The following is a 25,271-nucleotide window of genomic DNA, read 5'->3' on the forward strand; positions in this document are numbered from 1 at the left end:
CCCCAAACGCAAAAACCCCACCTTTATGGGGTGGGGTTTTTGTTTCAGCATGAGGAGCCTGACGATTACCTACTTTCACACGGGTGATCCGCACTATCATCGGCGTGGAGTCGTTTCACGGTCCTGTTCGGGATGGGAAGGGGTGGTACCGACTCGCTATGGTCATCAGGCATGACTTGTTGCTGTGTCGCGGGTTCGCGCTACAGCCAATCTGGGAAGAAGTAGAAGTGTTTGGGCAGTGACTGCGGGCACAGGCGTCACTCAACCAGCGTTCCCCTACGGGGACTTGTCCCAGTCAGCGCTAAAGCGCTAACTTGAGACTGACGCAAACACACTGGTTATAGGATCAAGCCTTACGGGCAATTAGTATCAGTTAGCTCAATGCATTACTGCACTTACACACCTGACCTATCAACGTCCTGGTCTGGAACGACCCTTCAAGGGGCTCGAAGCCCCGGGGATATCTCATCTTAAGGCGAGTTTCCCGCTTAGATGCTTTCAGCGGTTATCTCTTCCGAACATAGCTACCCGGCGATGCGACTGGCGTCACAACCGGTACACCAGAGGTTCGTCCACTCCGGTCCTCTCGTACTAGGAGCAGCCCCCTTCAAATATCCAACGCCCACGGCAGATAGGGACCAAACTGTCTCACGACGTTTTAAACCCAGCTCACGTACCTCTTTAAATGGCGAACAGCCATACCCTTGGGACCGGCTACAGCCCCAGGATGAGATGAGCCGACATCGAGGTGCCAAACACCGCCGTCGATATGAACTCTTGGGCGGTATCAGCCTGTTATCCCCAGAGTACCTTTTATCCGTTGAGCGATGGCCCTTCCATACAGAACCACCGGATCACTATGACCTGCTTTCGCACCTGCTCGACTTGTCGGTCTCGCAGTTAAGCACGCTTATGCCATTGCACTATCAGCACGATTTCCGACCGTACCTAGCGTACCTTCGTACTCCTCCGTTACACTTTGGGAGGAGACCGCCCCAGTCAAACTGCCTACCATGCACTGTCCCCGACCCGGATCACGGGCCAAGGTTAGAACCTCAAACAAACCAGGGTGGTATTTCAAGGACGGCTCCACCAAGACTAGCGTCCTGGCTTCATAGCCTCCCACCTATCCTACACAGATCGGTTCAAAGTCCAATGCAAAGCTACAGTAAAGGTTCATGGGGTCTTTCCGTCTAGCCGCGGGGAGATTGCATCATCACAAACACTTCAACTTCGCTGAGTCTCGGGAGGAGACAGTGTGGCCATCGTTACGCCATTCGTGCAGGTCGGAACTTACCCGACAAGGAATTTCGCTACCTTAGGACCGTTATAGTTACGGCCGCCGTTTACCGGGACTTCAATCAAGAGCTTGCACCCCATCATTTAATCTTCCGGCACCGGGCAGGCGTCACACCCTATACGTCCACTTTCGTGTTTGCAGAGTGCTGTGTTTTTATTAAACAGTCGCAGCCACCAGTTTATTGCAACCCTTTCACCCTCCTGGCGCAGGCCAGTCAAGCTACAAGGGCGTACCTTATCCCGAAGTTACGGTACCAATTTGCCGAGTTCCTTCTCCCGAGTTCTCTCAAGCGCCTTAGAATACTCATCTCGCCCACCTGTGTCGGTTTGCGGTACGGTCATTATTAGACTGAAGCTTAGAGGCTTTTCTTGGAACCACTTCCAATTGCTTCGCTTCCGAAGAAGCTCGCGCCACACCCTTGAATTACGTGCCCGGATTTGCCTAAGCACCTTCTCCAATGCAGCGACCGGGACGTCCAACACCCGGACAACCTTCCGCGATCCGTCCCCCCATCGCATCTAACAATGGTGCAGGAATATTGACCTGCTTCCCATCAGCTACGCATTTCTGCCTCGCCTTAGGGGCCGACTCACCCTACGCCGATGAACGTTGCGTAGGAAACCTTGGGCTTACGGCGAGGGGGCTTTTCACCCCCTTTATCGCTACTCATGTCAGCATTCGCACTTCCGATACCTCCAGCATGCCTTTCGACACACCTTCGCAGGCTTACGGAACGCTCTCCTACCACACACGTATCTTTCAACGTGTATCCGCAGCTTCGGTGACTGGCTTGAGCCCCGTTACATCTTCCGCGCAGGACGACTCGATCAGTGAGCTATTACGCTTTCTTTAAAGGGTGGCTGCTTCTAAGCCAACCTCCTGACTGTTTTAGCCTTCCCACTTCGTTTCCCACTTAGCCAATCTTTGGGACCTTAGCTGGCGGTCTGGGTTGTTTCCCTCTTGACACCGGACGTTAGCACCCGATGTCTGTCTCCCGTGATTGCACTCTTCGGTATTCGGAGTTTGCTATGGCGTAGTAATCCGCAATGGACCCCACAACCATGACAGTGCTCTACCCCCGAAGGTGATACACGAGGCACTACCTAAATAGTTTTCGGAGAGAACCAGCTATTTCCAAGTTTGTTTAGCCTTTCACCCCTATCCACAGCTCATCCCCTAACTTTTCAACGTTAGTGGGTTCGGTCCTCCAGTACGTGTTACCGCACCTTCAACCTGGCCATGGATAGATCACTTGGTTTCGGGTCTACGCCCAGCAACTGATCGCCCTATTCGGACTCGCTTTCGCTACGCCTGCCTTAATCAGTTAAGCTCGCTACTGAACGTAAGTCGCTGACCCATTATACAAAAGGTACGCCGTCACCCCTTACGAGGCTCCGACTGTTTGTATGCATGCGGTTTCAGGATCTATTTCACTCCCCTCCCGGGGTTCTTTTCGCCTTTCCCTCACGGTACTGGTTCACTATCGGTCGATCACGAGTATTTAGCCTTGGAGGATGGTCCCCCCATCTTCAGACAGGATTTCACGTGTCCCGCCCTACTTGTCGTACCCCTAGTTCTTTCATACTGTTTTCGCTTACAGGGCTATCACCTGCTATGGCCGCACTTTCCAGAGCGTTCAGCTAACAATACAAATAAAGAGTACAGGCTGCTCCCATTTCGCTCGCCACTACTTTGGGAATCTCGGTTGATTTCTGTTCCTGCGGTTACTTAGATGTTTCAGTTCACCGCGTTCGCTTCACATAGCCTATGTATTCAGCTATGGATACTCCATTAGGAGTGGGTTTCCCCATTCGGACATTTGTGGATCAAAGCTCGTTTGCCAGCTCCCCACAACTTTTCGCAGGCTACCGCGTCCTTCATCGCCTGTGATCGCCAAGGCATCCACCACATGCACTTGTTCGCTTGACCCTATAACGAGTGTGTCTGCTTGCGCGTCTTCACCACGTCATAGGCTGAGTATTCGCGTTGTGCCGTATTCCAAGTCATCATTAAGATCACTTTTCATACTTGATACAATCACTACCCTGAATCGTTAATCACGCCCATCTCTAAGCGCTTTCGCGATTCTCTTTACTACTTCTTCCAGATTGTTAAAGAACGTTTAGCCGATAGGTGCACTTCTATACCTACAGCATCAACTGGCTTCAATCGCCAATGCACAGGATTCAATGATTTGAACACTGTGCATTGAGGATTGGTGGAGGATGACGGGATCGAACCGACGACCCCCTGCTTGCAAAGCAGGTGCTCTCCCAGCTGAGCTAATCCCCCGTGTATGCCTGACTTCGACTCCGTCTCTCATCAGCACGCCCCGGGTGGTGGGTCTGGTTGGATTCGAACCAACGACCCCCGCCTTATCAAGACGGTGCTCTAACCGACTGAGCTACAGACCCTTAGCCTGTCTTAACCACAGCCGATAAGCGTGAGCACTTGATAGTGTCGTGCGAAGCTCGAGAAAGGAGGTGATCCAGCCGCACCTTCCGATACGGCTACCTTGTTACGACTTCACCCCAGTCATGAATCCCACCGTGGTAAGCGCCCTCCTTGCGGTTAGGCTACCTACTTCTGGTGAAACCCACTCCCATGGTGTGACGGGCGGTGTGTACAAGACCCGGGAACGTATTCACCGCGGCATGCTGATCCGCGATTACTAGCGATTCCAGCTTCACGCAGTCGAGTTGCAGACTGCGATCCGGACTACGATCGGTTTTCTGGGATTGGCTCCACCTCGCGGCTTGGCAACCCTCTGTTCCGACCATTGTATGACGTGTGAAGCCCTACCCATAAGGGCCATGAGGACTTGACGTCATCCCCACCTTCCTCCGGTTTGTCACCGGCAGTCTCCTTAGAGTGCTCTTGCGTAGCAACTAAGGACAAGGGTTGCGCTCGTTGCGGGACTTAACCCAACATCTCACGACACGAGCTGACGACAGCCATGCAGCACCTGTGCGCCGGTTCTCTTTCGAGCACGTCCACCTCTCAGCAGACTTCCGGCCATGTCAAGGGTAGGTAAGGTTTTTCGCGTTGCATCGAATTAATCCACATCATCCACCGCTTGTGCGGGTCCCCGTCAATTCCTTTGAGTTTTAATCTTGCGACCGTACTCCCCAGGCGGTCAACTTCACGCGTTAGCTACGTTACTAAGGAAATGAATCCCCAACAACTAGTTGACATCGTTTAGGGCGTGGACTACCAGGGTATCTAATCCTGTTTGCTCCCCACGCTTTCGTGCATGAGCGTCAGTATTGGCCCAGGGGGCTGCCTTCGCCATCGGTATTCCTCCACATCTCTACGCATTTCACTGCTACACGTGGAATTCTACCCCCCTCTGCCATACTCAAAGCCTGCCAGTCACCAATGCAGTTCCCAGGTTAAGCCCGGGGATTTCACATCGGTCTTAACAGACCGCCTGCGCACGCTTTACGCCCAGTAATTCCGATTAACGCTCGCACCCTACGTATTACCGCGGCTGCTGGCACGTAGTTAGCCGGTGCTTATTCTTCCGGTACCGTCATCCTCCACCGATATTAGCGGCGAAGTTTTCTTTCCGGACAAAAGTGCTTTACAACCCGAAGGCCTTCTTCACACACGCGGCATTGCTGGATCAGGGTTGCCCCCATTGTCCAAAATTCCCCACTGCTGCCTCCCGTAGGAGTCTGGGCCGTGTCTCAGTCCCAGTGTGGCTGGTCGTCCTCTCAGACCAGCTACAGATCGTCGCCTTGGTAGGCCTTTACCCCACCAACTAGCTAATCTGCCATCGGCCGCCCCTATAGCGCGAGGTCCGAAGATCCCCCGCTTTCTCCCTTAGGTCGTATGCGGTATTAATCCGGCTTTCGCCGGGCTATCCCCCACTACAGGACACGTTCCGATGTATTACTCACCCGTTCGCCACTCGCCACCAGGGTTGCCCCCGTGCTGCCGTTCGACTTGCATGTGTAAGGCATGCCGCCAGCGTTCAATCTGAGCCAGGATCAAACTCTTCAGTTCAAACCTGTTACTGTTTTCGGGTTCCATGAACCCGGTCGCTCACTCAACGTACTGACGATGATTAATCTGTCAAAAGACAGAAAAACCTTCCTCTGATACTTCGTGTGAGACTCTTGATTACTTTTGCTATCGCCTCAGCCCCGAAAGACTGAAACCGCACTCGCCATCAAGCGCCCACACTTATCGGCTGTTAGTTTTTAAAGAGCACATCGCAAGGGCTTGACTACCTGCCGTCTTGCGTCGCTGCGTTATCAGCAGCAGAGAAACGAGATTATGAAGAACGTTTCCAGATCTGTCAACAAGAATTTGAAGCCTTCGTTTCTTGTCGAGCGCGCCAGGAGCCTTCTACAACCTTCTCCAAGCACATGCCGAAACTATCTTTCCCGCTTCCTTCGCGTTCATCGAATCGCGAAGGAACGGAATTCTAGTCAGTGAGATCGCGAACCGCAAGCGCTTTCTCGAATAAAGATCACCGATGTTTGAAGACTGGCTTGCGCTTCTCGACGAACGCCGCCATTCCCTCCTTCTGATCCTCCGTGGCGAACAGTGAATGGAACAGGCGTCTCTCGAAATGCACGCCTTCCGCGAGCGTCGTTTCGTACGCACGGTTGACCGCCTCTTTGGCCATCATGACAGCCGGCAAGGAAAAGCCGGCGATGATCGTCGCCGCCTCGATGGCCTCATCGAGAAGACGCTCCGCTCCGACGACGCGCGACACCAGTCCAGCGCGCTCGGCCTCGGCCGCATCCATCATGCGCGCGGTCAGGCACATATCCATCGCCTTGGCCTTCGAAACTGCGCGCGGCAAGCGCTGAGTGCCGCCCGCGCCTGGGATCACGCCGAGCTTGATCTCCGGTTGACCGAATTTGGCCGTATCGGCGGCGATGACGATGTCGCACATCATCGCGAGTTCACAACCGCCGCCGAGGGCAAAGCCGCCCACCGCCGCGATGATCGGCTTGCGAATCGTCCGAATCGTCTCCCAGTTGCGCGTGATGTAGTCGCCCTTGTAGACATCCATATAAGAGTAGCTGGCCATCATGCCGATGTCCGCCCCCGCGGCGAACGCCTTTTCGCTGCCGGTCAGCACGATCGCGCCGATGTTCTCGTCGGCGTCGAAAGCCTTGAGCGCGACGCCCAGCTCATCCATCAACGCGTCGTTCAGCGCGTTGAGCGCCTTCGGACGGTTCAGCGTGATAAGTCCGACCCGACCGCGCGTTTCCACCAGCAAATTCTCGTAAGCCATCCACTCCTCCCTTTCCTATCCTCAGGTAAGCCCTAATGAAAAGACGTCGTCACAGCATCTCGATAATGCTACCATCACCAACCAACCGGTCGGTTAATTATTCGGCCCGGCACTTTCCTTTCGTTCTCTTCTCGCGACCATGACACATCCGCTATTCACGAAGCACGAAGCGACGCTCGACAAAGCGCTCGCAGCCATCGAAACGCGCGGCTACTGGAGCCCGTTTGTCGAAATGCCGAGTCCCAAAGTGTACGGGGAAACGGCCAATGCCGACGGCGAGGCCGCGTTCAAGGCACATCTCGGCAAGACGTTCGAACTAGATCAGCCGACCACCGGCGAAACCGTCGGCAAGGAACGCTCGCCGTTCGGCATCGCGCTGGACATCCGCTATCCGAAGGCCGATCCCGACGCGCTCATCCGGGCCGCCGCCGATGCGCAGGCCGGATGGCGCGCCGCCGGGCCGCAGGCGTGGGTCGGGGTGAGCCTCGAGATCCTGGCGCGGCTGAATCGCGCGAGCTTCGAAATCGGCTACAGCGTGATGCATACGACCGGCCAGGCCTTCATGATGGCCTTCCAGGCGGGCGGCCCGCACGCGCAGGACCGCGCACTCGAAGCCGTGGTTTACGCATGGGATCAACTGCGCCGCATTCCCGCCGAAGCCCACTGGGAAAAGCCGCAGGGTAAAAATCCGCCGCTTGCGATGCAAAAACGCTTCTCCATCGTTCCGCGTGGCACGGGACTCGTGCTCGGCTGCTGCACGTTCCCGACGTGGAATGGCTATCCCGGCATGTTCGCCGATCTCGCAACGGGCAACGCCGTGATCGTGAAGCCGCACCCCGGCGCGATCCTGCCGCTCGCGATCACAGTGCGCATCGCGCGCGAAGTGCTCCGCGAAGCTGGTTTCGACCCGAACGTCGTCACCCTGCTCGCCACCGAACCCAATGACGGCGCGCTGGTCCAGGACCTGGCCGTGCGCCCGGAAATCAAGCTGATCGACTTCACCGGAAGCACGCAAAACGGCACCTGGCTCGAACGCAATGCGCATCAGGCGCAGGTCTACACCGAAAAGGCGGGCGTGAATCAGATCGTCATCGATTCCGTGGACGACATGAAGGCCGCCGCGCGCAACATCGCCTTTTCGCTGGCCCTGTATTCCGGCCAGATGTGCACGGCGCCGCAGAACCTCTACGTTCCGCGCGACGGCATTCGCACCGCCGAAGGTCAACTGAGCTTCGACGACGTCGCGAAAGCGCTCGCGGGCGCCGTCCAGAAGCTGGCGTCCGATCCGGCACGCGCCGTCGAACTCACGGGCGCGATCCAGAACGAGGCTGTCGTGGAACGCGTCGCCGAAGCGCGCAAACTCGGCGAAGTACTGGTCGACAGCCAGTCCCTCGCCCACCCGGCATTTCCTGGCGCTCGCGTGCAGAGCCCCCTCATGCTCAAGCTCGATGCGCGCACCGATGAAGCCAAATTCACCAAGGAATGGTTCGGCCCGATCTCGTTCATCGTCGCGACCGATTCGACTGAGCAATCGCTCGAACTCGCCGGCTCGATCGCAAACAAGCACGGGGCTCTGACGCTCTCGGTCTACAGCACCGACGACAAGGTGATCGAAGCCGCGCACGAAGCAGCCATTCGAGGCGGCGTCGCGCTCTCGATCAACCTCACGGGCGGCGTATTCGTCAATCAGACGGCTGCGTTCTCGGACTTCCACGGCACGGGCGCGAATCCGGCCGCCAATGCTGCGCTCTCCGATGCCGCTTTCGTAGCGAACCGCTTCCGTGTGGTCCAGAGCCGGGTCCATGTTGCACCGAAGGCCGCGCCCGCGGAAGCCGGCCAAACGGCATAAGCCAATCGACACAAAAAGGTGCGGGGCCGAATCGCCGTGCAAACGGCTTATGCCATTCGGCCTAATGGAAAGCAGCCGGGCGCGCGACTAGTATCGGAATGTAAGGAAAGCAGGCCGACACCAGCCGTCGCGGCCGAATTCGGCGACAGAGGAGAAGCAATGACAGAGAAGTCCGTGTTGTTCCGCGTCGACGGCGAGACGCGCGTCGCGACGTTGACGCTCAATCGTCCTGACAAGCTGAACAGCTTTACGCGCGAGATGCATCGCGAGTTGAACCAGGCGCTCACCGAGATCGAGGCGGGCAACGCGCGCGCGCTGGTCATAACCGGCGCCGGCCGCGGATTTTGCGCGGGTCAGGATCTGGCGGACCTGGACTTCACGCCCGGTTCAATGTCGGATCTCGGCAGTCTGATCGATGAATACTTCAATCCGCTCGTGCGCAGGCTTCAGGCCATGCGGCTGCCGGTGATCGCCGCTGTGAACGGGACGGCGGCAGGCGCCGGGGCGAACCTGGCGATGGCGTGCGATCTCGTCATCGCGGCGCGTTCGGCGAGCTTCATTCAGGCGTTCGTGAAGATCGGGCTCGTGCCGGATTCGGGCGGCACATGGCTTTTGCCACGCCGCGTCGGTGAAGCGCGCGCACTTGGCCTCGCGCTGACCGGCGAGAAACTCGGTGCGGAGAAGGCGGAGGCCTGGGGAATCGTATGGCGCGTCGTCGAGGACAGCGAGTTGCAGCAGGCCGCCGCGCAACTTGCCGCGCAACTGGCGCAGCAGCCGGCACGTGCGGTCGTCGCGATCAAACAGGCGATCCGCGCGAGCGCCAACAAGACGTTCGACCAGCAACTCGATCTCGAACGCGATCTGCAGCGCGAGTTGGGCGCGTCGCACGACTATATCGAGGGTGTTGCCGCGTTCAAGGAAAAGCGCGCGCCGCGCTTCGAAGGTCTGTAAAAACCGAATCACTCTGGAGAGACCTGTGACGCCACAACAACTGGCGGAAGCTACCGCCAAGGCCATGTATGAAGCGGACGCGTGCTCGCGCGCGCTCGGCATCGAGTTGATCGAAGTGCGGCCGGGTTACGCGCGGCTGCAAATGGACGTGCGCCCTGATTTCCTCAACGGCCATGCGATCTGCCACGGCGGCCTGATGTTCACGCTGGCAGACTCCGCGTTCGCTTTCGCCTGCAACTCGTACAACATCAGCACGGTCGCGGCGGGCTGCTCGATCGAGTTCCTGCGCCCGGTGCAAGGCGGCGACCGATTGACCGCGGAGGCGATCGAGCAGACGTTGAGCGGCCGAACCGGCATCTATGATATTCGCCTGACGAATCGCGAGGGCGAGCCGGTCGCGATGTTCCGCGGCAAGTCCGCACAGATCAGGGGCACCGTGATCCCCGCGTGACGGAACGCGCATATGTAACGGACGCGGCATGAAAAAGCCGCGCCGCACATCAGCATCAAGGAGACAGCAATGACCACACCGCTGCCGCTCGAACCAATCGAGAAGGCAAGCCGCGATGAACTCGCGGCTCTGCAGCTCGAGCGCCTCAAATGGTCGCTCAAACACGCCTACGAGAACTCGCCCGTGTATCGGCGCAAGTTCGACGAAGCCGGCGTCCATCCGGACGAAGTCAAGTCGCTTGCCGATCTCGCGCGCTTCCCGTTCACGACCAAGAAGGATCTGCGCGACAACTACCCGTTCGGCATGTTCGCCGTGCCTCAGGAGCGCGTCTCGCGCATCCACGCGTCGTCGGGCACGACGGGAAAGCCCACGGTCGTCGGTTATACGGCGCAGGATATCGACAACTGGGCGAACCTCGTCGCGCGCTCGATCCGCGCGGCCGGCGCGCGGCGCGGCGACAAGGTCCACGTGAGCTACGGCTACGGACTCTTCACCGGCGGGCTCGGCGCCCACTACGGCGCGGAGCGCGCGGGACTCACGGTCATTCCCTTCGGCGGCGGCCAGACCGAGAAGCAGGTGCAACTGATTCAGGACTTCCGGCCTGACATCATCATGGTCACGCCGAGCTACATGCTGTCGATCGCCGACGAGCTCGAGCGACAAGGCGTCGATCCGGCGAGCTGTTCGCTGCGCATCGGCATTTTTGGCGCGGAGCCGTGGACGAACGACATGCGCCGCGCCATCGAGGTGCGCATGGGGATCGACGCGGTCGACATCTACGGGCTCTCGGAAGTAATGGGGCCGGGAGTCGCATCGGAATGCGCGGAGACCAAGGACGGCCCGACGATCTGGGAAGACCACTTCTATCCCGAGATCATCGATCCCGAGACGGGAGAAGTCATGCCCGATGGCGAATTCGGTGAGCTCGTGTTCACCTCGCTCACAAAGGAAGCGCTGCCGATCATCCGCTATCGCACGCGCGATCTGACGCGTCTTCTCCCCGGAACCGCCCGCACGATGCGGCGCATGGAGAAGATCACCGGCCGCTCCGACGACATGATGATCGTGCGCGGCGTCAACGTTTTCCCGACGCAGATCGAAGAACTGCTGTTGAAGCGCCCCGTGCTCGCCCCGCACTATCAGATCGTGCTGACGAAGGAAGGACCGCTCGACGTCCTGACGCTGAACGTCGAACCGTGCCCGGAGTCGGCGACCGATGGCGCCGCGCTGGAAAGCGCGAAGGCAGCGCTCGCTTATGACATCAAGGCGCTGATCGGCGTGAGCGCAATCGTGAACATACTCGATGTGAACGGCATCGAACGCTCGGTCGGCAAGGCGCGACGCGTGATCGATCGGCGCAACATGAAGCCCTGAAGTAGAAAAGCTCGCGGGCCGCATTCATCGGCCGCGAGCTTTTTCTGCTCTGCGAGAAGATCCCGGAAAATCAGGAATTCGGCAGCAGCAGCCACATCCTGCCGCCCTGCTTCATGCGCCCTGCCAGGTCGCCCGCATCGTCGCCGAGCCCCCAGAAGTAGTCCGCGCGCACGCCGCCCTTGATCGCCGTGCCGGTGTCCTGCGCGAACACGAGGCGGTTCATCGGCTGGTTGCTAAGCGGGCGCGTCGTCTGCAGGAAGACGGGTGTGCCGAGAGGAATCGCCGATGGATCGACGGCGATCGAACGTTCGGGCGTCAGCGGCACGCCCAGCGCGCCGACCGGGCCGTCACCGAGGCTCGCGATCACCGCATCGTTCGCCGGCATCTCGCGGAAGAACACGAAGCGCGGGTTGACGTCGAGCAGCGCATCGACGCGCGCCGGGTTCGCCTTCGCCCATGCCTTGATGCCTTGCATCGTGGCCTGTGCAGGCGTGAGCTCGCCGCGATCCAGCAATTCCCTGCCGATGGACCGATACGGCTGATTATTCGTCCCGCCAAAGCCGACACGCATCACACTGCCGTCTTCCATCGTGACGCGTCCCGAACCTTGCACCTGCAGGAAGAACGCCTCGATCGGATCGTCGACCCATACGAGTTCGTTGCCGTTCAAGACGCCCGAACGTTCGAGCTGAGCGCGCGGGGGCAACGCTGAACCCGCCTTGTAGCGATACGGCCAGCGATACAGCGCGTACTGATACGGCCCGTGGCGCGTGCGCGAGCCGCGCAGAAGCGGCTCGTAGTAGCCGGTGACGAGACCGTCGAGCGTGCCGTCCGTATTGGCCAGCTGGAACGGCGTGAAATAGGTTTCGAAGAAGCTGCGCGCCGCCGACATGTCGAGGTCGTCGAGCCGCTGCGCCGCCGTGCACGCCTTCTGCCAGTTGGCCTGCCGCGCGAGCCGGCTGCAGTTCTGGCGCAGCGCCGCCGTCGCGCCGATGAGCGAATCGTCCTGCCAGCCCGGCACCTGCTGCCAGCTGACCGCCGTCAGGCGCGACGCGGCGCGCTGCCCGGTGATGATCGGCGTGCCGGTCGCCGTGGACGCCCCCGGCTTCACGTAATTGCCGCCTCCGCACGAGGCGAGCAGGACAGCGGTTGCAATCGATGCGGCCCAGGCCGCTGCTCGTGCGGCCGGCCGCACGAAACGCATACAATGCTCGTTCTTGATGGGAACCGCCATGTCTGATCTGTTCGACGAATATCCAATGCTTATATTTGCGCTCGAGTCGCTCGTGGCGCTCGCCTTGCTGATTTTCATCGTCGTGTGGACGGCATCGGGCAAGAAGAAGAACCAGAACCGCTCGAACGATCCCGCGAAACGGCCCTGATACGCGCCGCGTGCCGCCAGTTCCTGCTCAATGGAGCGTGCGCGGCATATGCAACGCGAATTCCGCTACGGGCGCCTCGAAACGCTCGCCATCTTCGGCCACGCAGAAATACTCGCCGCGCATGGTGCCGACCGGCGTCGCGATCACGGCCCAGCTCGTGTATTCGAACTGTTCGCCCGGAGGCAGAAGCGGCTGGTGCCCGACCACGCCGAGCCCCTTCACTTCCTGCACGTGATTGTTGCTGTCAGTAATGATCCAGTGCCGCGCGATCAACTGAGCCGCGACCTGGCCGGTGTTGCGGATGGTCAGCGTATAGGCGAATGCGTACTGTCGGCTGTCCGGGTCGGACTGTTCCGGGAGATACCGCGTCTCCACGGAAACGCTGAATTCGTACTGGCTCATCGTCATTCCAATTCCGATTCGATTGGCCGCTGCGCCGCCGGATACGCACGCGCGGGCGCGCCGCTATTGGTCTGGCATTCTGCTTGATGCGCGCCCAGCCCGCAACACGATTGGCGCCCCCGCGCCACAGCCGCGCGGCATCCATTGGCCATTTGGACGAAGGACTCGATGGAAAACGCGGGTTAGAATCACCGCTTTAGGCCGCTACCCGCATACGTCCATGGCGCAATTTCATATCGCTCCCAGCATCCTGTCCGCCGACTTCGCCCGCCTCGGCGAGGAAGTCCGCAACGTCGTCGCCGCCGGTGCCGACTGGATCCACTTCGACGTCATGGACAACCACTACGTGCCGAATCTGACGATCGGCCCGTTGGTGTGCGAAGCCATCCGCCCGCACGTGGATGTGCCTATCGACGTGCATCTGATGGTGCGCCCGGTCGACCGCATCGTGCCCGATTTCGCGAAGGCCGGCGCCAATGTGATCAGTTTCCATCCGGAAGGTTCGGATCACATCGACCGTACGCTGTCGCTGATCCGCGATCACGGCTGCAAGGCGGGCCTCGTCTTCAACCCCGCGACGCCGCTCAATTACCTCGATCACGTGATGGACAAGATCGATCTCGTCCTGATCATGTCGGTCAATCCGGGCTTCGGCGGACAGTCCTTCATTCCCGAAGCGCTCAACAAGCTGAGAGAAGCGCGCACGCGCATCGATGCTTATCGCGATCGCACGGGCCGCGAGATCCATCTCGAAGTGGACGGCGGCGTGAAGATCGACAACATCGCGGAAATTGCGGCGGCCGGCGCGGACTCGTTCGTCGCGGGCTCGGCCATTTTCGGCAAGCCCGACTACAAGCAGGTGATCGACGCAATGCGTGCGGAACTGGCGAAGGCCGAAGCGGGAGCGAAAGCATGAGCGAGATCACAGCGGCGCAGACGCCTTTCGTGAATCGTCCGATTCGCGCGGCCATCATCGACCTCGACGGCACCATGGTCGACACCGCGGACGATTTCGTCGCCGCGTTGAACGCGATGCTCGCGCGCATCGGCATCGAGCAGCCGGTCACGCGCGATGAAGTCACGGACTATGTGGGCAAGGGATCGGAGAATCTGATCCGCAGCGTGCTTGCGGTGCGGCTGTCGCCGTCGCAGGCGGCCGCGCAATTCGACGACGCGCTCGCGATCTATCAAAGCGAATACGCGAAGGTCAACGGCAAGCATTCGACGCTCTTCCCCGAAGTGAAGGAAGGCCTGCAAGCGCTGCGCGAGAGCGGCATTGCGCTCGCGTGCGTGACCAACAAGCCGCATCGATTCGCCGTCGAGTTGCTCGCGCACTTCGGCATCGCGGATTTCTTCAAGGTGATTCTCGGTGGCGATTCCCTGCCCGCGAAAAAGCCCGATCCCCTGCCTATGCTCACCGCATGCGAACGACTGGACGTCTTGCCGCGCGAGACCGTCGCGGTCGGCGATTCGGAGAACGATGCGCTCGCGGGCCGCGCCGCCGGCCTCGCGACCTTGACCGTTCCGTACGGCTACAACCATGGGAAGCCTGTACAGTCGGTGAAATCCGATGGTATAGTTTCCTCGCTGCGCACGGCAGCACTGGCGATCGCCGCCACTTTGGCGCCGCCTGACACCACACTGACTGAATAAGTCCATCCATTCATGTTTCTCAACAGAAAACGGAGTCTGAGCAGCATCGACCGGGGAGCCTGGCCCTGGCGTCGCTGGTCGCGCTAACCTCGCCCGAGGTACGCTGAAGCCATATCGCGTCGTGCTTCATCCGCTTCAGCATCCGTTTTTTGTTTCGCTGCGCAACCCTGCGCCGTTTCCGTTGATTCGTCGTATATCGAGCCTCGCTCAGGCACGCGTCGTGTAGTGCCGCGCGAGTCGTCCGCTCCGCTTCAGTAATTCGAAGCGGCCGGACCGCCGTATGCGATCATCACGAGATTCGACCGTCCGCAGCGCCCTGCACTCCCCGATGCCGCGCTACCCTGAAAGCGCGCGTCGCTCAAGGATCGCAACATGACCGAACTCGAATTCCAATCGCTGGCGAACGAAGGCTATAACCGCATTCCGCTCATCGCCGAAGCCCTCGCCGACCTCGAAACGCCACTCTCGCTCTATCTCAAGCTCGCGCAGACCGAGCGCAACGGCGCAAACTCGTTCCTGCTGGAATCCGTCGTGGGCGGCGAGCGCTTCGGGCGCTATTCGTTCATCGGCCTGCCGGCTCGCACGACCGTGAGCGTGCAGAACGGCAAGTCGCAAGTCATCACCGACGGCAATGTCGTCGAAACGGACGAAGGCGATCCGCTCGCGTTCATCGAGCAATATCAGAAGCGCTTCAAGGTCGCGACGCGGCCGGGATTGCCGCGCTTTTGCGGCGGTCTCGCCGGTTACTTCGGCTATGACGCGGTGCGCTACATCGAGAAGAAGCTCGCGCACAGCGCGCCGCCCGACGATCTCAATCTCCCCGACATTCAACTGCTGCTGACGGAAGAAGTCGCCGTCATCGACAACCTCGCGGGCAAGCTCTATCTGATCGTCTACGCCGATCCGACCCGACCCGAAGCCTATGCGAAGGCGAAGCATCGGCTGCGCGAACTGCGTGCGCGTCTGCGCGTGACGGTGCAGCCGCCGGTGACGTCATCGAGCGTGCGCACCGAAACCTTCCGCGAGTTCAAGAAAGACGACTACCTGAACGCGGTGCGCAAAGCCAAGGAATACATAGCGGCGGGCGAATTGATGCAGGTGCAGGTCGGCCAGCGCCTCATCAAGCCGTTCCGCGATAACCCGCTTTCGCTGTATCGCGCGCTGCGTTCGCTGAATCCGTCGCCGTACATGTACTACTACAACTTCGGCGGCGAAGTGCATGTAGTCGGCGCGTCGCCGGAAATTCTCGTGCGTCAGGAAAGGCGCGCGGACGATCGCATCGTCACGATTCGCCCGCTCGCCGGCACGCGGCCGCGCGGCAACACCCCCGAGCGCGACGCCGAGCTCGCCACCGAACTGCTGAACGATCCGAAGGAAGTCGCCGAGCACGTGATGCTGATCGACCTCGCGCGCAACGACGTCGGCCGCATCGCGCAGACGGGTTCGGTCGCGGTGACGGACAAGCTGGTCATCGAGAAGTACTCGCACGTGCAGCACATCGTGAGTTCGGTCGAAGGCAAGCTCAAGGAAGGCATGAACAACTTCGACGTGCTGCGCGCCACGTTCCCGGCGGGCACGCTCTCCGGCGCGCCGAAGGTCCGCGCGATGGAGCTCATCGACGAACTGGAGCCGATCAAACGCGGCCTGTACGGCGGTGCAGTCGGCTATCTCTCCTTCAGCGGCGAAATGGATCTGGCCATCGCGATCCGCACTGGCCTCATCCACAAGGGCAATCTCTATGTTCAGGCGGCTGCGGGCGTCGTCGCGGATTCGGTGCCGGAATCCGAATGGCAAGAGACGGAGAACAAGGCGCGCGCCGTGCTGCGCGCCGCCGAGCAAGTGCAAGACGGCCTCGACAGCGACTTCTGAGGAGACAAGACCATGCTGCTGATGATCGACAACTACGATTCGTTCACCTATAACCTGGTCCAGTACTTCGGCGAACTCGGCGAGGACGTGCGCACCTATCGCAACGACGAAATCACGCTCGATGAAATCGCGAAGCTCAATCCCGAGCGCATCTGCCTCTCGCCGGGACCGAGCAACCCGCAGCACGCGGGCATCACGCTCGACGTGCTGCGCCAATTCTCCGGCAAGCTGCCGATTCTCGGCGTCTGCCTCGGCCACCAGGCGATCGGCGAGGCGTTCGGCGGACGCGTCGTGCGCGCGCAGACCATCATGCACGGCAAGGTGAGTCAGATCGAAACAGACTGTAAAGGCGTGTTCGCCGATCTGCCGAAACACTTCAACGTGACGCGCTATCACTCGCTGGCAATCGAACGCGAATCTTTGCCCGACTGTCTGGAAGTGTCGGCCTGGACGCCTGACGGTGAAATCATGGGTGTGCGCCACAAGGAACTGGCGGTCGAAGGCGTGCAGTTCCATCCCGAATCGATTCTTTCCGAGCACGGCCATGCGCTGCTCGAAAATTTCATCAAGAACACTTCGACCGGCAAGCGGGCCTGAGAACATGACCATCACCGCACAAGAAGCGCTGCAGCGCACGATCGAGCATCGCGAGATCTTCCACGACGAAATGCTGCATCTGATGCGCCAGATCATGCGCGGCGAGATGTCGCCCGTCATGGCCGCCGCGATCATCACCGGCTTGCGCGTGAAGAAGGAAACCATCGGCGAAATCACCGCTGCCGCGACCGTCATGCGCGAGTTCGCGAATCACGTCGAAGTCGAGGACAACTCGAATTTCGTCGATATCGTCGGCACGGGCGGCGACGGCTCGCACACGTTCAACATCTCCACCGCGTCGATGTTCGTGTCGGCGGCGGCGGGCGCGAAGGTCGCGAAGCACGGCAACCGCGGCGTGTCGAGCAAATCGGGCAGCGCGGACGTGCTCGAAGCGCTCGGCGTCAACATCGATCTGACACCGGAACAAGTGGCCGCGTCGATTGCCGAAACCGGCATGGGCTTCATGTTCGCGCCGAATCATCATCCGGCGATGAAGAACATCGCGCCCGTGCGCCGCGAGCTCGGCGTGCGAACCATCTTCAATATTCTCGGGCCGCTGACGAATCCGGCCGGCGCGCCGAATCAGCTCCAGGGCGTGTTCCATGAGGACCTCGTCGGTATTCAGGTGCGCGTGATGCAGCGCCTCGGCGCGAAGCACGTGCTCGTCGTGTACGGCAAGGACGGCATGGACGAAGTCTCGCTCGGCGCGGCGACCAAAGTCGGCGAACTGAAGCACGGCGAAGTGACCGAGTACGAGATTCATCCCGAGGACTTCGGCCTGCAGATGGTGTCGAACCGCACGCTGAAAGTGCAGGACGCGCAGGAATCGAAGGCGATGCTGCTCGGCGCGCTGAACAACAAAGCGGGCGTCGCGCGCGAGATCGTCACAATGAATGCGGGCACCGCGCTTTATGCTGCGGATGTCGTCGATTCGATCGAAGCGGGCATGGCCGCCGCGCGCGAGGCGATCGAAAGCGGCGCGGCGCGCGAGAAAATCGAAGCGCTCGTGAAATTCACGCAGCAGTTCGCGAAGAAATAACGGAAGCCAACATGAGTGACATTCTGGATCGCATCATCGCGGTCAAGCGCGAGGAAATTCGCGCAGCCGAACAAAGCGCGCCGCTCGAAGAGCTGAAGCTCGAAGCCAGTTCGCGCGATCTGCGCGATTTCGTCGGCGCGTTGCGGGCGAAGCATGCGGCCGGCCAGGCCGCCGTGATCGCCGAGGTGAAGAAGGCGAGCCCGTCGAAAGGCGTGCTGCGTGAACACTTCGTGCCCGCCGATATCGCGCGCTCGTACGAAAAAGGCGGCGCTGCGTGTCTTTCGGTGCTCACCGACGTCCAGTTCTTCAAGGGCAGCGTCGCGTATCTGGAGGAAGCGCGCGCCGCGTGCAGCCTGCCGGTGCTGCGCAAGGACTTCATCATCGATCCGTATCAGATCATCGAAGCGCGCGCGATGGGCGCGGACTGCATCCTTCTGATCGCCGCCGCGCTCGAGCTCTCGCAGATGCAGGATCTCGAAGCGTACGCGCATTCGCTCGGGCTCGCGGTGCTCGTCGAAGTGCACGACGCCGACGAACTGCGCGACGCGCTCACGCTGAAGACGCCGCTCATCGGCATCAACAACCGCAATCTGCGCACCTTCGAGACGACGATCGACACGACCATCGGCATGCTGGAACAGGTGCCGGACGACCGCATCGTCGTGACGGAGTCGGGCATTCTTTCGCGTGTCGATGTCGACCGGCTGCGCGCGATGCGCGTGCATACGTTCCTCGTCGGCGAAGCGTTCATGCGCGCCGACGATCCGGGCGCCGAACTCGCGCGCATGTTCTTCTGATTTCACCGGACAGGAGCCGCATGGGCATCGAACGTGAACTGAAACTCGCGCTCGCGCCGTCGCAGCACGACGACGTCGCGCGCTTCTTCGACGAACGCACCGGCGCGGGCAAGCCTATCGCGCTCGCCAACGTCTATTTCGACACGCCGGACTGCGCGCTCGCGAAGGCAAAATCCGCGCTGCGTCTGCGCCGCACGCCCGAACAATGGCTGCAGACTTACAAGACGCTAGGGAAAGCGGTCGCCGGTTTGAGCAACCGCCACGAATGGGAATTGCCGGTCGCGGGCGAGGCGCTCGAAATCGACGCACTGCTCGCGGCCTGCGACAACGACGCCGCGCGCGAGGCGCTGGAGCGCGCCGCGTCCGATCTGATCGCGCTCTTCAAGACGGACTTCAAGCGGCTCGTGTGGGACATCGAGCGCGAGGGCTCGCAGATCGAAGTGGCGCTGGATCTCGGCGAAATCACGGCGGATGTCGATGGCAAGACGCGTCGCGCGGAAATCAGCGAACTCGAACTGGAACTGAAATCCGGTGAAGAAAGCGCGCTTTCGATGCTCGCCGCGGAGTTGCGCGGCGCGTTTCCCGAACTCGTTCCCGAAGACCAGAGCAAGGCGCAGCGCGGCTATCTGCTGCGCGCGCAGCCCGAAAGCAAGAATCGCAACGCCTGAGCATGACCCGACAGACTTCCCTTTTCACCGACACCGAATCCGCGGCGGAGCCGAACTCGACGCTCACGACGCTCGAAAGCCAGTTCGACGCGCTGCCCGCCGACTGGCGCAAGCATCTGAAGCCGTTCATCGACGGCAAGCACTATGCGGCGCTGTGCGCGTTCGTCGATGCCGAGCGCGCCGCCGGCAAGACCGTCTACCCCGCCGATGTCTTCCGCGCGCTGCGTCTCACGAGCCCGGCCGACGTGAAAGTCGTGATTCTCGGCCAGGATCCGTATCACGGCGAGGACAAGGGCGCGCCGCAAGCGCACGGCCTCGCGTTTTCGGTGCCCGCGCCGGTGCGCCCGCCGCCTTCGTTGCGCAACATCTTCAAGGAAATCCACGCGAGCCTCGGCTTTCCCGCGCCCGCGCACGGTTGCCTTGACTCCTGGGCGAAGCAAGGCGTGCTGCTGCTGAACACGTCGCTGACCGTCGAACGCGATAAGGCCGGCAGTCACGCGAAGCGCGGCTGGGAGCAATGCACCGATACGCTGATCCACGAAATGGCGCAGCGTCACGACGGGCTCGTGTTCATGCTGTGGGGCGCGCACGCGCAGGCAAAGCGCGGTCTGATCGAAGGCACGGCGAAGTCGCATTGCGTGCTGGAGGCGGCGCATCCTTCGCCGTTGTCGGCGTATCGCGGATTTTTCGGCTGCGGGCATTTCTCGCTCGCCAACGAATATCTGGCGAAGCACGGCCGCGCGCCGATCGACTGGCGCTTGCCTGTCGAGCCGGAATTGCTGGCGTAAAAAAACCCGCCGAGGTCCGAGACCCGGCGGGTTTTTTCATTCCGGCAGAGAAGCTTACAGCGCGGCAATCGCCTCACGCGCCGACGCCAGCGCCGCGCCGGCGGCTTCCGGCCCCATGTTCAGGCCTTCGGCGTAGATGAAGTTCACGTCGGTCATGCCGAGGAAGCCGAGGAACGACGTGAGGTACGGCGTCTGCGAATCGTGCGGGGTGCCGACATACTTGCCGCCACGCGCCGACACGACATACACCTTCTTGCCCTTGACCAGCCCTTCCGGACCGTTCGCGGTGTAGCGGAACGTGATGCCGGCACGCGCGATCCAGTCGAAATACGCCTTCAGTTGCGACGACACGCCGAAGTTGTACAGCGGCGCCGCGATCACGACGATATCGGCCGCTTGCAGCTCGGCGATCAGCGCTTCGCTCTTCGCGTTGATGGCGGCTTGTTCCGCGCTGCGTTGATCGGCGGGCGTGAAGAACGCGCCGAGCGTGGCGTCGTCGAGATGCGGCAGGCCTTCGGCCAGCAGATTGCGCACGACCACGTTCGCGCCCGGATTGCTTTGTTGCAGCTTCGCGGTCAGTTCGTCCGCGAGCAGCGTCGATTGAGCACCTTGCGAGCGGGCGGCGGAGTTGATTTGCAGAATCGTCGTCATGATGGCTTCCTGTTCCTTAGTCGGGTTTCGGGCGCCTTGGGCGTCCGGCTTAGGAAGCATTCTTCGTTTTTCGGCGCTCGGGAAAAAGCCGTGCGGTCGTGAAGGATCGTTGCATCGGTGGAACAATCCGAACGCGCCCGGCTTTCGTCTGAACTCAGCCTTTCAGCCAGCGCTCGCGCCATTGCTTCGACGGCCCGCGTCCGTCGGCGGCTGTCAGCACGTAGCGCGCGACTTCCGGTCCGTCGAGCTTCAGCTCGGTGCGGCGCAGTTCGTCGCGGCGGAACGCGTGCACTTCCACCTTCGCGCCCGGCAGATAGCGCGACAGCAGCGCGTCGAGATTCGAGCCGGTGACGCGCAGCCCGTCGATGGCCACGAGCACGTCGCCCGCCGACAAACCCGCTTTCTGCGCCGCGCTGCCCTCATGGACGACGGCGAGCGCGCAATCCGCGCCGCCGCGCACGCGCGCGCCGAGCGACGGCTTCACCGACGCGCCGTTGCCCGGCAAATCGGGCGCGAGCGCGATGCCGAACGGCTCGAACAACGCGTCGAGCGGCAGATCGCGCGTGCCGCGCACGCCGTCGCGGAACAGCGCGCGCAGGTCCGCGCCGGTCGCTTCGGCGAAAAGCGCCTCGACCTCTTCCTCCAGAATGCCGCGCGCCTTGCCGTTGTAGAAATCGCGGCCGTAGCGTTGCCACAAGAGGCGCATCACGTCGTCGAGCGATTTGCGGTTGCCGGTTTGCGCTCGGATCGACAGATCGAACGCCAGCGCGACGAGCGAGCCCTTCTGGTAATAGCTGACGATCGCGTTCGGCGCGTTTTCATCGGCGCGGTAGTACTTCACCCATGCGTCGAACGAGCTTTGCGCGACGGTTTGCCTGAAACGCCCCGACCCACGCAGCACGCCGCCGATGGTCTTGCCGAGCAGGCTGAAGTAATCGCCCGTGGAAATGAGGCCGCTGCGCACGAGCATCAGATCGTCGTAGTAGGACGTGAAGCCCTCGAAGAGCCACAGCAGCGACGTGTAATTTTCCTGCGACAGATCATACGGCGCGAACACCGCCGGCTTGATCCGCTTCACGTTCCACGTATGGAAATACTCGTGGCTGCACAGGCCGAGGTACGTGCGATAGCCGTCGGTCATTTCGGGGCGGCCCTGCACCGGAAGGTCCGTGCGGTTGCAGATCAGCGCGGTCGATGCGCGATGTTCGAGCCCGCCGTAACCATCGCTGACGGCGACGGTCATGAACACGTAGCGGTCCATCGGCGCCTTTTTCGTGCGCGGCTCGAAGAGCGCGATCTGCGCTTCGCACACGCGCTTCAGGTCCGCCGCGAGCCGGTTCATGTCGAGATTGACGACGCGCCCCGAAATCACGATGTCGTGCTTCACGCCGTGCGCGGTGAAGCTGCCGAGCGCGAATTCGCCGAGCGTGACGGGATGATCGACGAGCTCGTCGTAGTTCGCCGCTTCATAGGCGCCGAAGCCATAGCGTTTCGTGCCGCGCGCCTCGGCAAGCGCCGTCGCGACGCGCCAGTTGCGGTACGCGCCGCCCTGCGGCGGTTCGATATCGACGATGCAAGGCGCGCTCGACTGCCCTTCCACGGCGAGGAACGTGCTCGTACCGTTGAAGAAGCCGACGGTGTCGTCGAGATGCGCAGCGCGCACCGACATGTCCCACGCATAGACTTCGTAGCGCAGCGTGATCGGGCCGTCGACCGGCGCGGCCTGCCACGCGTGCTTGTCGATTTTTTCGATGGCGACCTTGCGGCCCGCCGCGTTGAACGCCTGCAGCGTCACGATATTGCGCGCGAACTCGCGGATCATGTAGCTGCCGGGAATCCAGACCGGCAGCATGAAGCGCTGGCCCGCGGGATCGGGCTCGGCGACCGTCAGCGTCACTTCGAAGAGATGCGCGGCAGGGTTTTTCGGCACGATGCGGTAGCGGACGGGCTGCACCGTTTGCATGAGCGTAGTCATCTCGATGTCCTTGTTCTTGTTCTGGGCGCACATGAGTTCGCCCGGAGCCTTGTTTCAGTACGCTGCGCGTTCGCAAAAACAAGGCCGTAAAAACACAGGAGGCGCATGACGCGCCTCCCTTCATCATTTCGCGCCGTGCCTCAGCGCGCGGCGGACATTTCCTTTTCGAGCCGGTCGGCGGACATCGCGCCCGGCAGACGCCGGCCATCGGCGAGGAACACGGTCGGCGTGCCGGTGACATTCATCGAGCGGCCGAGCTTCAGATTCTTGTCGATGGCGGTCGTATCGCACGTGCCGGCGGTAGTCGGCGCCTTGTGATCGAGCATCCAGCCTTCCCATGTCGTGCCGCGGTCTTTCGAGCACCAGATCGACTTGGACTTCGCTGTCGAATCGGGCGAAAGAACCGGGAACAGGAAGGTGTAGACCGTCACGTTGTCGACGGACTTCAGCGTTGATTCGAGCTGCTTGCAGTACGGGCAGTTCGGATCCGAGAACACGGCGATCTTGCGGCTGCCGTTGCCCTTCACCACTTTCACCGCGTTCTCGAACGGCAGCTTCGCGAAATCGATCTTGTTGGTTTCAGAGAGGCGCGCCTCGGTGAGATTCTTGCTGGTGCGCGTGTCGACGAGATCGCCGATCAGCACGTAGTTGCCGGTCGCATCGCTATAGACGATCTGCGAGCCAAGGTTCACTTCGTAGAGACCGGGTACGGGCGTCTTCTCGATGCTCTTGATGGTCGCATCGCCCATGCGCGATTCGAGCGCCGCCTTGATCTTGTCCGTGGTTTGATCGGCCTGCGCGGAACAGCCGATACCGAGCGTCATGGCGAGCGCCGCGGCCGTCGCGAGTGCAAATCGAAGAGTGGTTTTCATGCGGTTTCCTGTGAGTCGCCTGAGCGTAGCGCGAGCATCGCCCGTGTGGATATCAATGGACTTTTTCAACCGAGCGCGGCCGACACGAGCCAGCGCTTGACAAGCGGCTGCGCGCCGACGAACGCCATGCCGGTGTTGCGGACCGCGCGCGCGAGCGTGCCCGGCACGGAGAAGAGCCGTTGCAGGCCATCGGTTGCGAACATGAGCTTCTGGATGTCTTCGCGGCGCGCGCGTTCATAGCGGCGCAGCAGAATCGGATCGCCGAGATCGCGGAACGACTCCTTGTTCGCGATGACATCCGCGAGCGCGGCCACGTCGCGCAGGCCGAGGTTCATGCCTTGCCCCGCGAGCGGGTGAATCAGATGCGCGGCATCGCCGACGAGCGCGACGCGCGGCGCGATCAGCCGGTCGACCGTCTGCAATCCGAGCGGGAAACCTTGCGCGGGCGTCACGCAATCGAGCGTGCCGAGCAGGTTTTGCGTGGCCTGTTCGACTTGCGCGGCGAGCTGGGCCGGATCGAGCGCGAGCAGTTCGTCGGCGTGCTCCGTGCGCGCGGACCAGACAAGCGACACGTGTTCGCCCGGCAGCGGCAGGAGCGCGATGATTTCAGTGTCGCGGAACCATTGATACGCCGTCTCGCCGTGCGGCCGCTCGCACTTGAAATTGGCGACGACGCCCGTTTGCCGGTAATCGCGGCGATTCATCTTCGCGCCCATCTGCGCGCGGACCCACGAATGCGCGCCGTCTGCGCCGACGATCAGATCCGTTTCGAGCATTTCGCCGCTCGCGAGCGCGACGTGCGCCGCGTCCGCCTCGACCGTCATGCCCTGCGCGCGCGACTCGAACCATGACAGGCTCGGCTGAAAGCGCAGCGCGGAATCGAGCGATTGCTCGATCAGCGACGATTCCACGATCCACGCGAGCTGCGGCACCGACGCCTGGAACGCCGAAAAGTGCAGTTCCGCGTGCGCATCGCCGAAAACGCGCATGTCGAAGACGGGGCCGAGACGCGCACGATCGAGCGCCTGCCAGACGCGCAAGCGTTCCAGCAGCGTCTGCGAGCTCGACGACAGCGCGTAGATGCGCGAATCGAACGCGGCGCCCGGTGGCAGGCCCGCGGCGCGCGGCGCGATGAGCGCGGTGCGCAGGCCGGATTGGGCGAGCGCGAGCGCGGCTGTCTTGCCGACGAGCCCGCCGCCGACGACGACAGCGTGAAATTTAAGGGAATGCGGAGTCATGCGGGCATTATAGCCGTGGGGTTCGAACCGGTTTCACGGGCGCGGGCGCCGCTTGTGCGCATCGGCGCGGCGGTACAATAGCGGTTTGCCTGGCCGCCGGACGCGGCCGCCGCATGGGCGAAAGTTTTGCCGGCCCATTGCGCACCATTTTTGACGAAACC

19 protein-coding genes, 2 tRNA genes and 3 rRNA genes are annotated in these 25,271 nt (G+C 61.4%); 12 read left to right on the plus strand and 12 right to left on the minus strand.

Features of this window, described 5'->3' with window-relative positions:
• Positions 1-56: 56 nt before the first annotated feature.
• From rrf to AC1Z32_RS11460, 6 genes are all read right to left on the minus strand, one after another.
• A 5S ribosomal RNA gene (gene rrf / locus AC1Z32_RS11435) occupies positions 57-170 on the minus strand.
• A gap of 172 nt (positions 171-342) precedes the next feature.
• Positions 343-3,229, minus strand: a 23S ribosomal RNA gene (locus tag AC1Z32_RS11440).
• A gap of 287 nt (positions 3,230-3,516) precedes the next feature.
• Positions 3,517-3,592 (minus strand) — tRNA-Ala (locus tag AC1Z32_RS11445).
• Between the two features lie 45 nt (positions 3,593-3,637).
• A tRNA-Ile gene (locus AC1Z32_RS11450) sits at positions 3,638-3,714 on the minus strand.
• A 62-nt stretch (positions 3,715-3,776) separates the two neighbouring features.
• Positions 3,777-5,308 (minus strand): 16S ribosomal RNA (locus tag AC1Z32_RS11455).
• The 16S, 23S and 5S rRNA genes sit together here with 2 tRNA genes alongside, the layout of an rRNA operon.
• 469 nt (positions 5,309-5,777) lie before the next feature.
• Entirely contained in the window at positions 5,778-6,554 is a 777-nt protein-coding gene (locus tag AC1Z32_RS11460) for an enoyl-CoA hydratase (RefSeq protein ID WP_483478827.1), read from the minus strand.
• Between the two features lie 139 nt (positions 6,555-6,693).
• On the opposite strand from AC1Z32_RS11460, the gene paaN reads away from it, so the two are divergent.
• The 4 genes from paaN (at position 6,694) to paaK (ending at position 11,179) form a co-directional block, all read left to right on the plus strand.
• Positions 6,694-8,403 carry a phenylacetic acid degradation protein PaaN gene (paaN, locus tag AC1Z32_RS11465; RefSeq protein WP_483478828.1) on the plus strand — a complete coding sequence of 570 codons (1,710 nt, stop codon included), beginning with the start codon at positions 6,694-6,696 and terminating at the stop codon, positions 8,401-8,403.
• A gap of 159 nt (positions 8,404-8,562) precedes the next feature.
• Positions 8,563-9,354 carry a 2-(1,2-epoxy-1,2-dihydrophenyl)acetyl-CoA isomerase PaaG gene (gene paaG / locus AC1Z32_RS11470; RefSeq protein ID WP_483478829.1) on the plus strand — a complete coding sequence of 264 codons (792 nt, stop codon included), beginning with the start codon at positions 8,563-8,565 and terminating at the stop codon, positions 9,352-9,354.
• 64 nt (positions 9,355-9,418) lie between these two features.
• Complete coding sequence (gene paaI / locus AC1Z32_RS11475) at positions 9,419-9,805, plus strand: hydroxyphenylacetyl-CoA thioesterase PaaI (RefSeq protein WP_483481609.1); 387 nt, start codon at positions 9,419-9,421, stop codon at positions 9,803-9,805.
• A gap of 69 nt (positions 9,806-9,874) precedes the next feature.
• A complete protein-coding gene (gene paaK / locus AC1Z32_RS11480; protein WP_483478830.1) occupies positions 9,875-11,179 on the plus strand; it encodes a phenylacetate--CoA ligase PaaK in 1,305 nt (434 codons plus the stop codon).
• Positions 11,180-11,249: 70 nt separating this feature from the next.
• Here paaK and mltA read toward each other — a convergent pair whose 3' ends face one another.
• Complete coding sequence (gene mltA / locus AC1Z32_RS11485) at positions 11,250-12,491, minus strand: murein transglycosylase A (protein ID WP_483478831.1); 1,242 nt, start codon at positions 12,489-12,491, stop codon at positions 11,250-11,252.
• Positions 12,492-12,588: 97 nt separating this feature from the next.
• The gene (gene apaG / locus AC1Z32_RS11490) at positions 12,589-12,963 is read right to left on the minus strand and encodes a Co2+/Mg2+ efflux protein ApaG (protein WP_062610650.1); all 375 of its coding nucleotides are present in this window, start codon (positions 12,961-12,963) and stop codon (positions 12,589-12,591) included.
• A gap of 220 nt (positions 12,964-13,183) precedes the next feature.
• Between apaG and rpe the strand changes: the two genes are divergently transcribed.
• The 8 genes from rpe (at position 13,184) to AC1Z32_RS11530 (ending at position 20,374) form a co-directional block, all read left to right on the plus strand.
• A complete protein-coding gene (rpe, locus tag AC1Z32_RS11495; RefSeq protein WP_483478832.1) occupies positions 13,184-13,879 on the plus strand; it encodes a ribulose-phosphate 3-epimerase in 696 nt (231 codons plus the stop codon).
• Positions 13,876-14,616, plus strand: coding sequence for a phosphoglycolate phosphatase (locus tag AC1Z32_RS11500; protein ID WP_483478833.1), 741 nt, complete (start codon positions 13,876-13,878; stop codon positions 14,614-14,616). The genes rpe and AC1Z32_RS11500 overlap by 4 nt, the downstream gene beginning before the upstream one ends.
• 372 nt (positions 14,617-14,988) lie before the next feature.
• Complete coding sequence (trpE, locus tag AC1Z32_RS11505; RefSeq protein WP_483478834.1) at positions 14,989-16,485, plus strand: anthranilate synthase component I; 1,497 nt, start codon at positions 14,989-14,991, stop codon at positions 16,483-16,485.
• A 12-nt stretch (positions 16,486-16,497) separates the two neighbouring features.
• Positions 16,498-17,082, plus strand: coding sequence for an aminodeoxychorismate/anthranilate synthase component II (locus AC1Z32_RS11510; protein WP_483478835.1), 585 nt, complete (start codon positions 16,498-16,500; stop codon positions 17,080-17,082).
• 4 nt (positions 17,083-17,086) lie between these two features.
• Entirely contained in the window at positions 17,087-18,121 is a 1,035-nt protein-coding gene (gene trpD, locus AC1Z32_RS11515; RefSeq protein WP_062610655.1) for an anthranilate phosphoribosyltransferase, read from the plus strand.
• Between the two features lie 11 nt (positions 18,122-18,132).
• On the plus strand, positions 18,133-18,918 hold the full coding sequence (gene trpC / locus AC1Z32_RS11520; protein WP_483478836.1) for an indole-3-glycerol phosphate synthase TrpC: 786 nt from the start codon (positions 18,133-18,135) through the stop codon (positions 18,916-18,918).
• A 20-nt stretch (positions 18,919-18,938) separates the two neighbouring features.
• Entirely contained in the window at positions 18,939-19,586 is a 648-nt protein-coding gene (locus AC1Z32_RS11525) for a CYTH domain-containing protein (protein WP_483478837.1), read from the plus strand.
• Positions 19,587-19,588: 2 nt separating this feature from the next.
• Positions 19,589-20,374, plus strand: coding sequence for a uracil-DNA glycosylase (locus tag AC1Z32_RS11530; protein ID WP_483478838.1), 786 nt, complete (start codon positions 19,589-19,591; stop codon positions 20,372-20,374).
• A gap of 54 nt (positions 20,375-20,428) precedes the next feature.
• Here AC1Z32_RS11530 and AC1Z32_RS11535 read toward each other — a convergent pair whose 3' ends face one another.
• The 4 genes from AC1Z32_RS11535 to AC1Z32_RS11550 form a co-directional block, all read right to left on the minus strand.
• A complete protein-coding gene (locus tag AC1Z32_RS11535; protein WP_483478839.1) occupies positions 20,429-21,025 on the minus strand; it encodes an FMN-dependent NADH-azoreductase in 597 nt (198 codons plus the stop codon).
• Between the two features lie 154 nt (positions 21,026-21,179).
• Positions 21,180-22,979 (minus strand): M61 family metallopeptidase, encoded by a 1,800-nt coding sequence (locus AC1Z32_RS11540; protein ID WP_483481610.1) that lies wholly within the window; start codon positions 22,977-22,979, stop codon positions 21,180-21,182.
• Between the two features lie 161 nt (positions 22,980-23,140).
• Positions 23,141-23,872, minus strand: coding sequence for a DsbC family protein (locus tag AC1Z32_RS11545; RefSeq protein ID WP_483478840.1), 732 nt, complete (start codon positions 23,870-23,872; stop codon positions 23,141-23,143).
• 65 nt (positions 23,873-23,937) lie between these two features.
• Positions 23,938-25,110 (minus strand): UbiH/UbiF family hydroxylase, encoded by a 1,173-nt coding sequence (locus AC1Z32_RS11550; protein ID WP_483478841.1) that lies wholly within the window; start codon positions 25,108-25,110, stop codon positions 23,938-23,940.
• Positions 25,111-25,271: the final 161 nt, after the last annotated feature.

The sequence above is a fragment of the Caballeronia sp. 11_S32 genome (assembly GCF_056930355.1).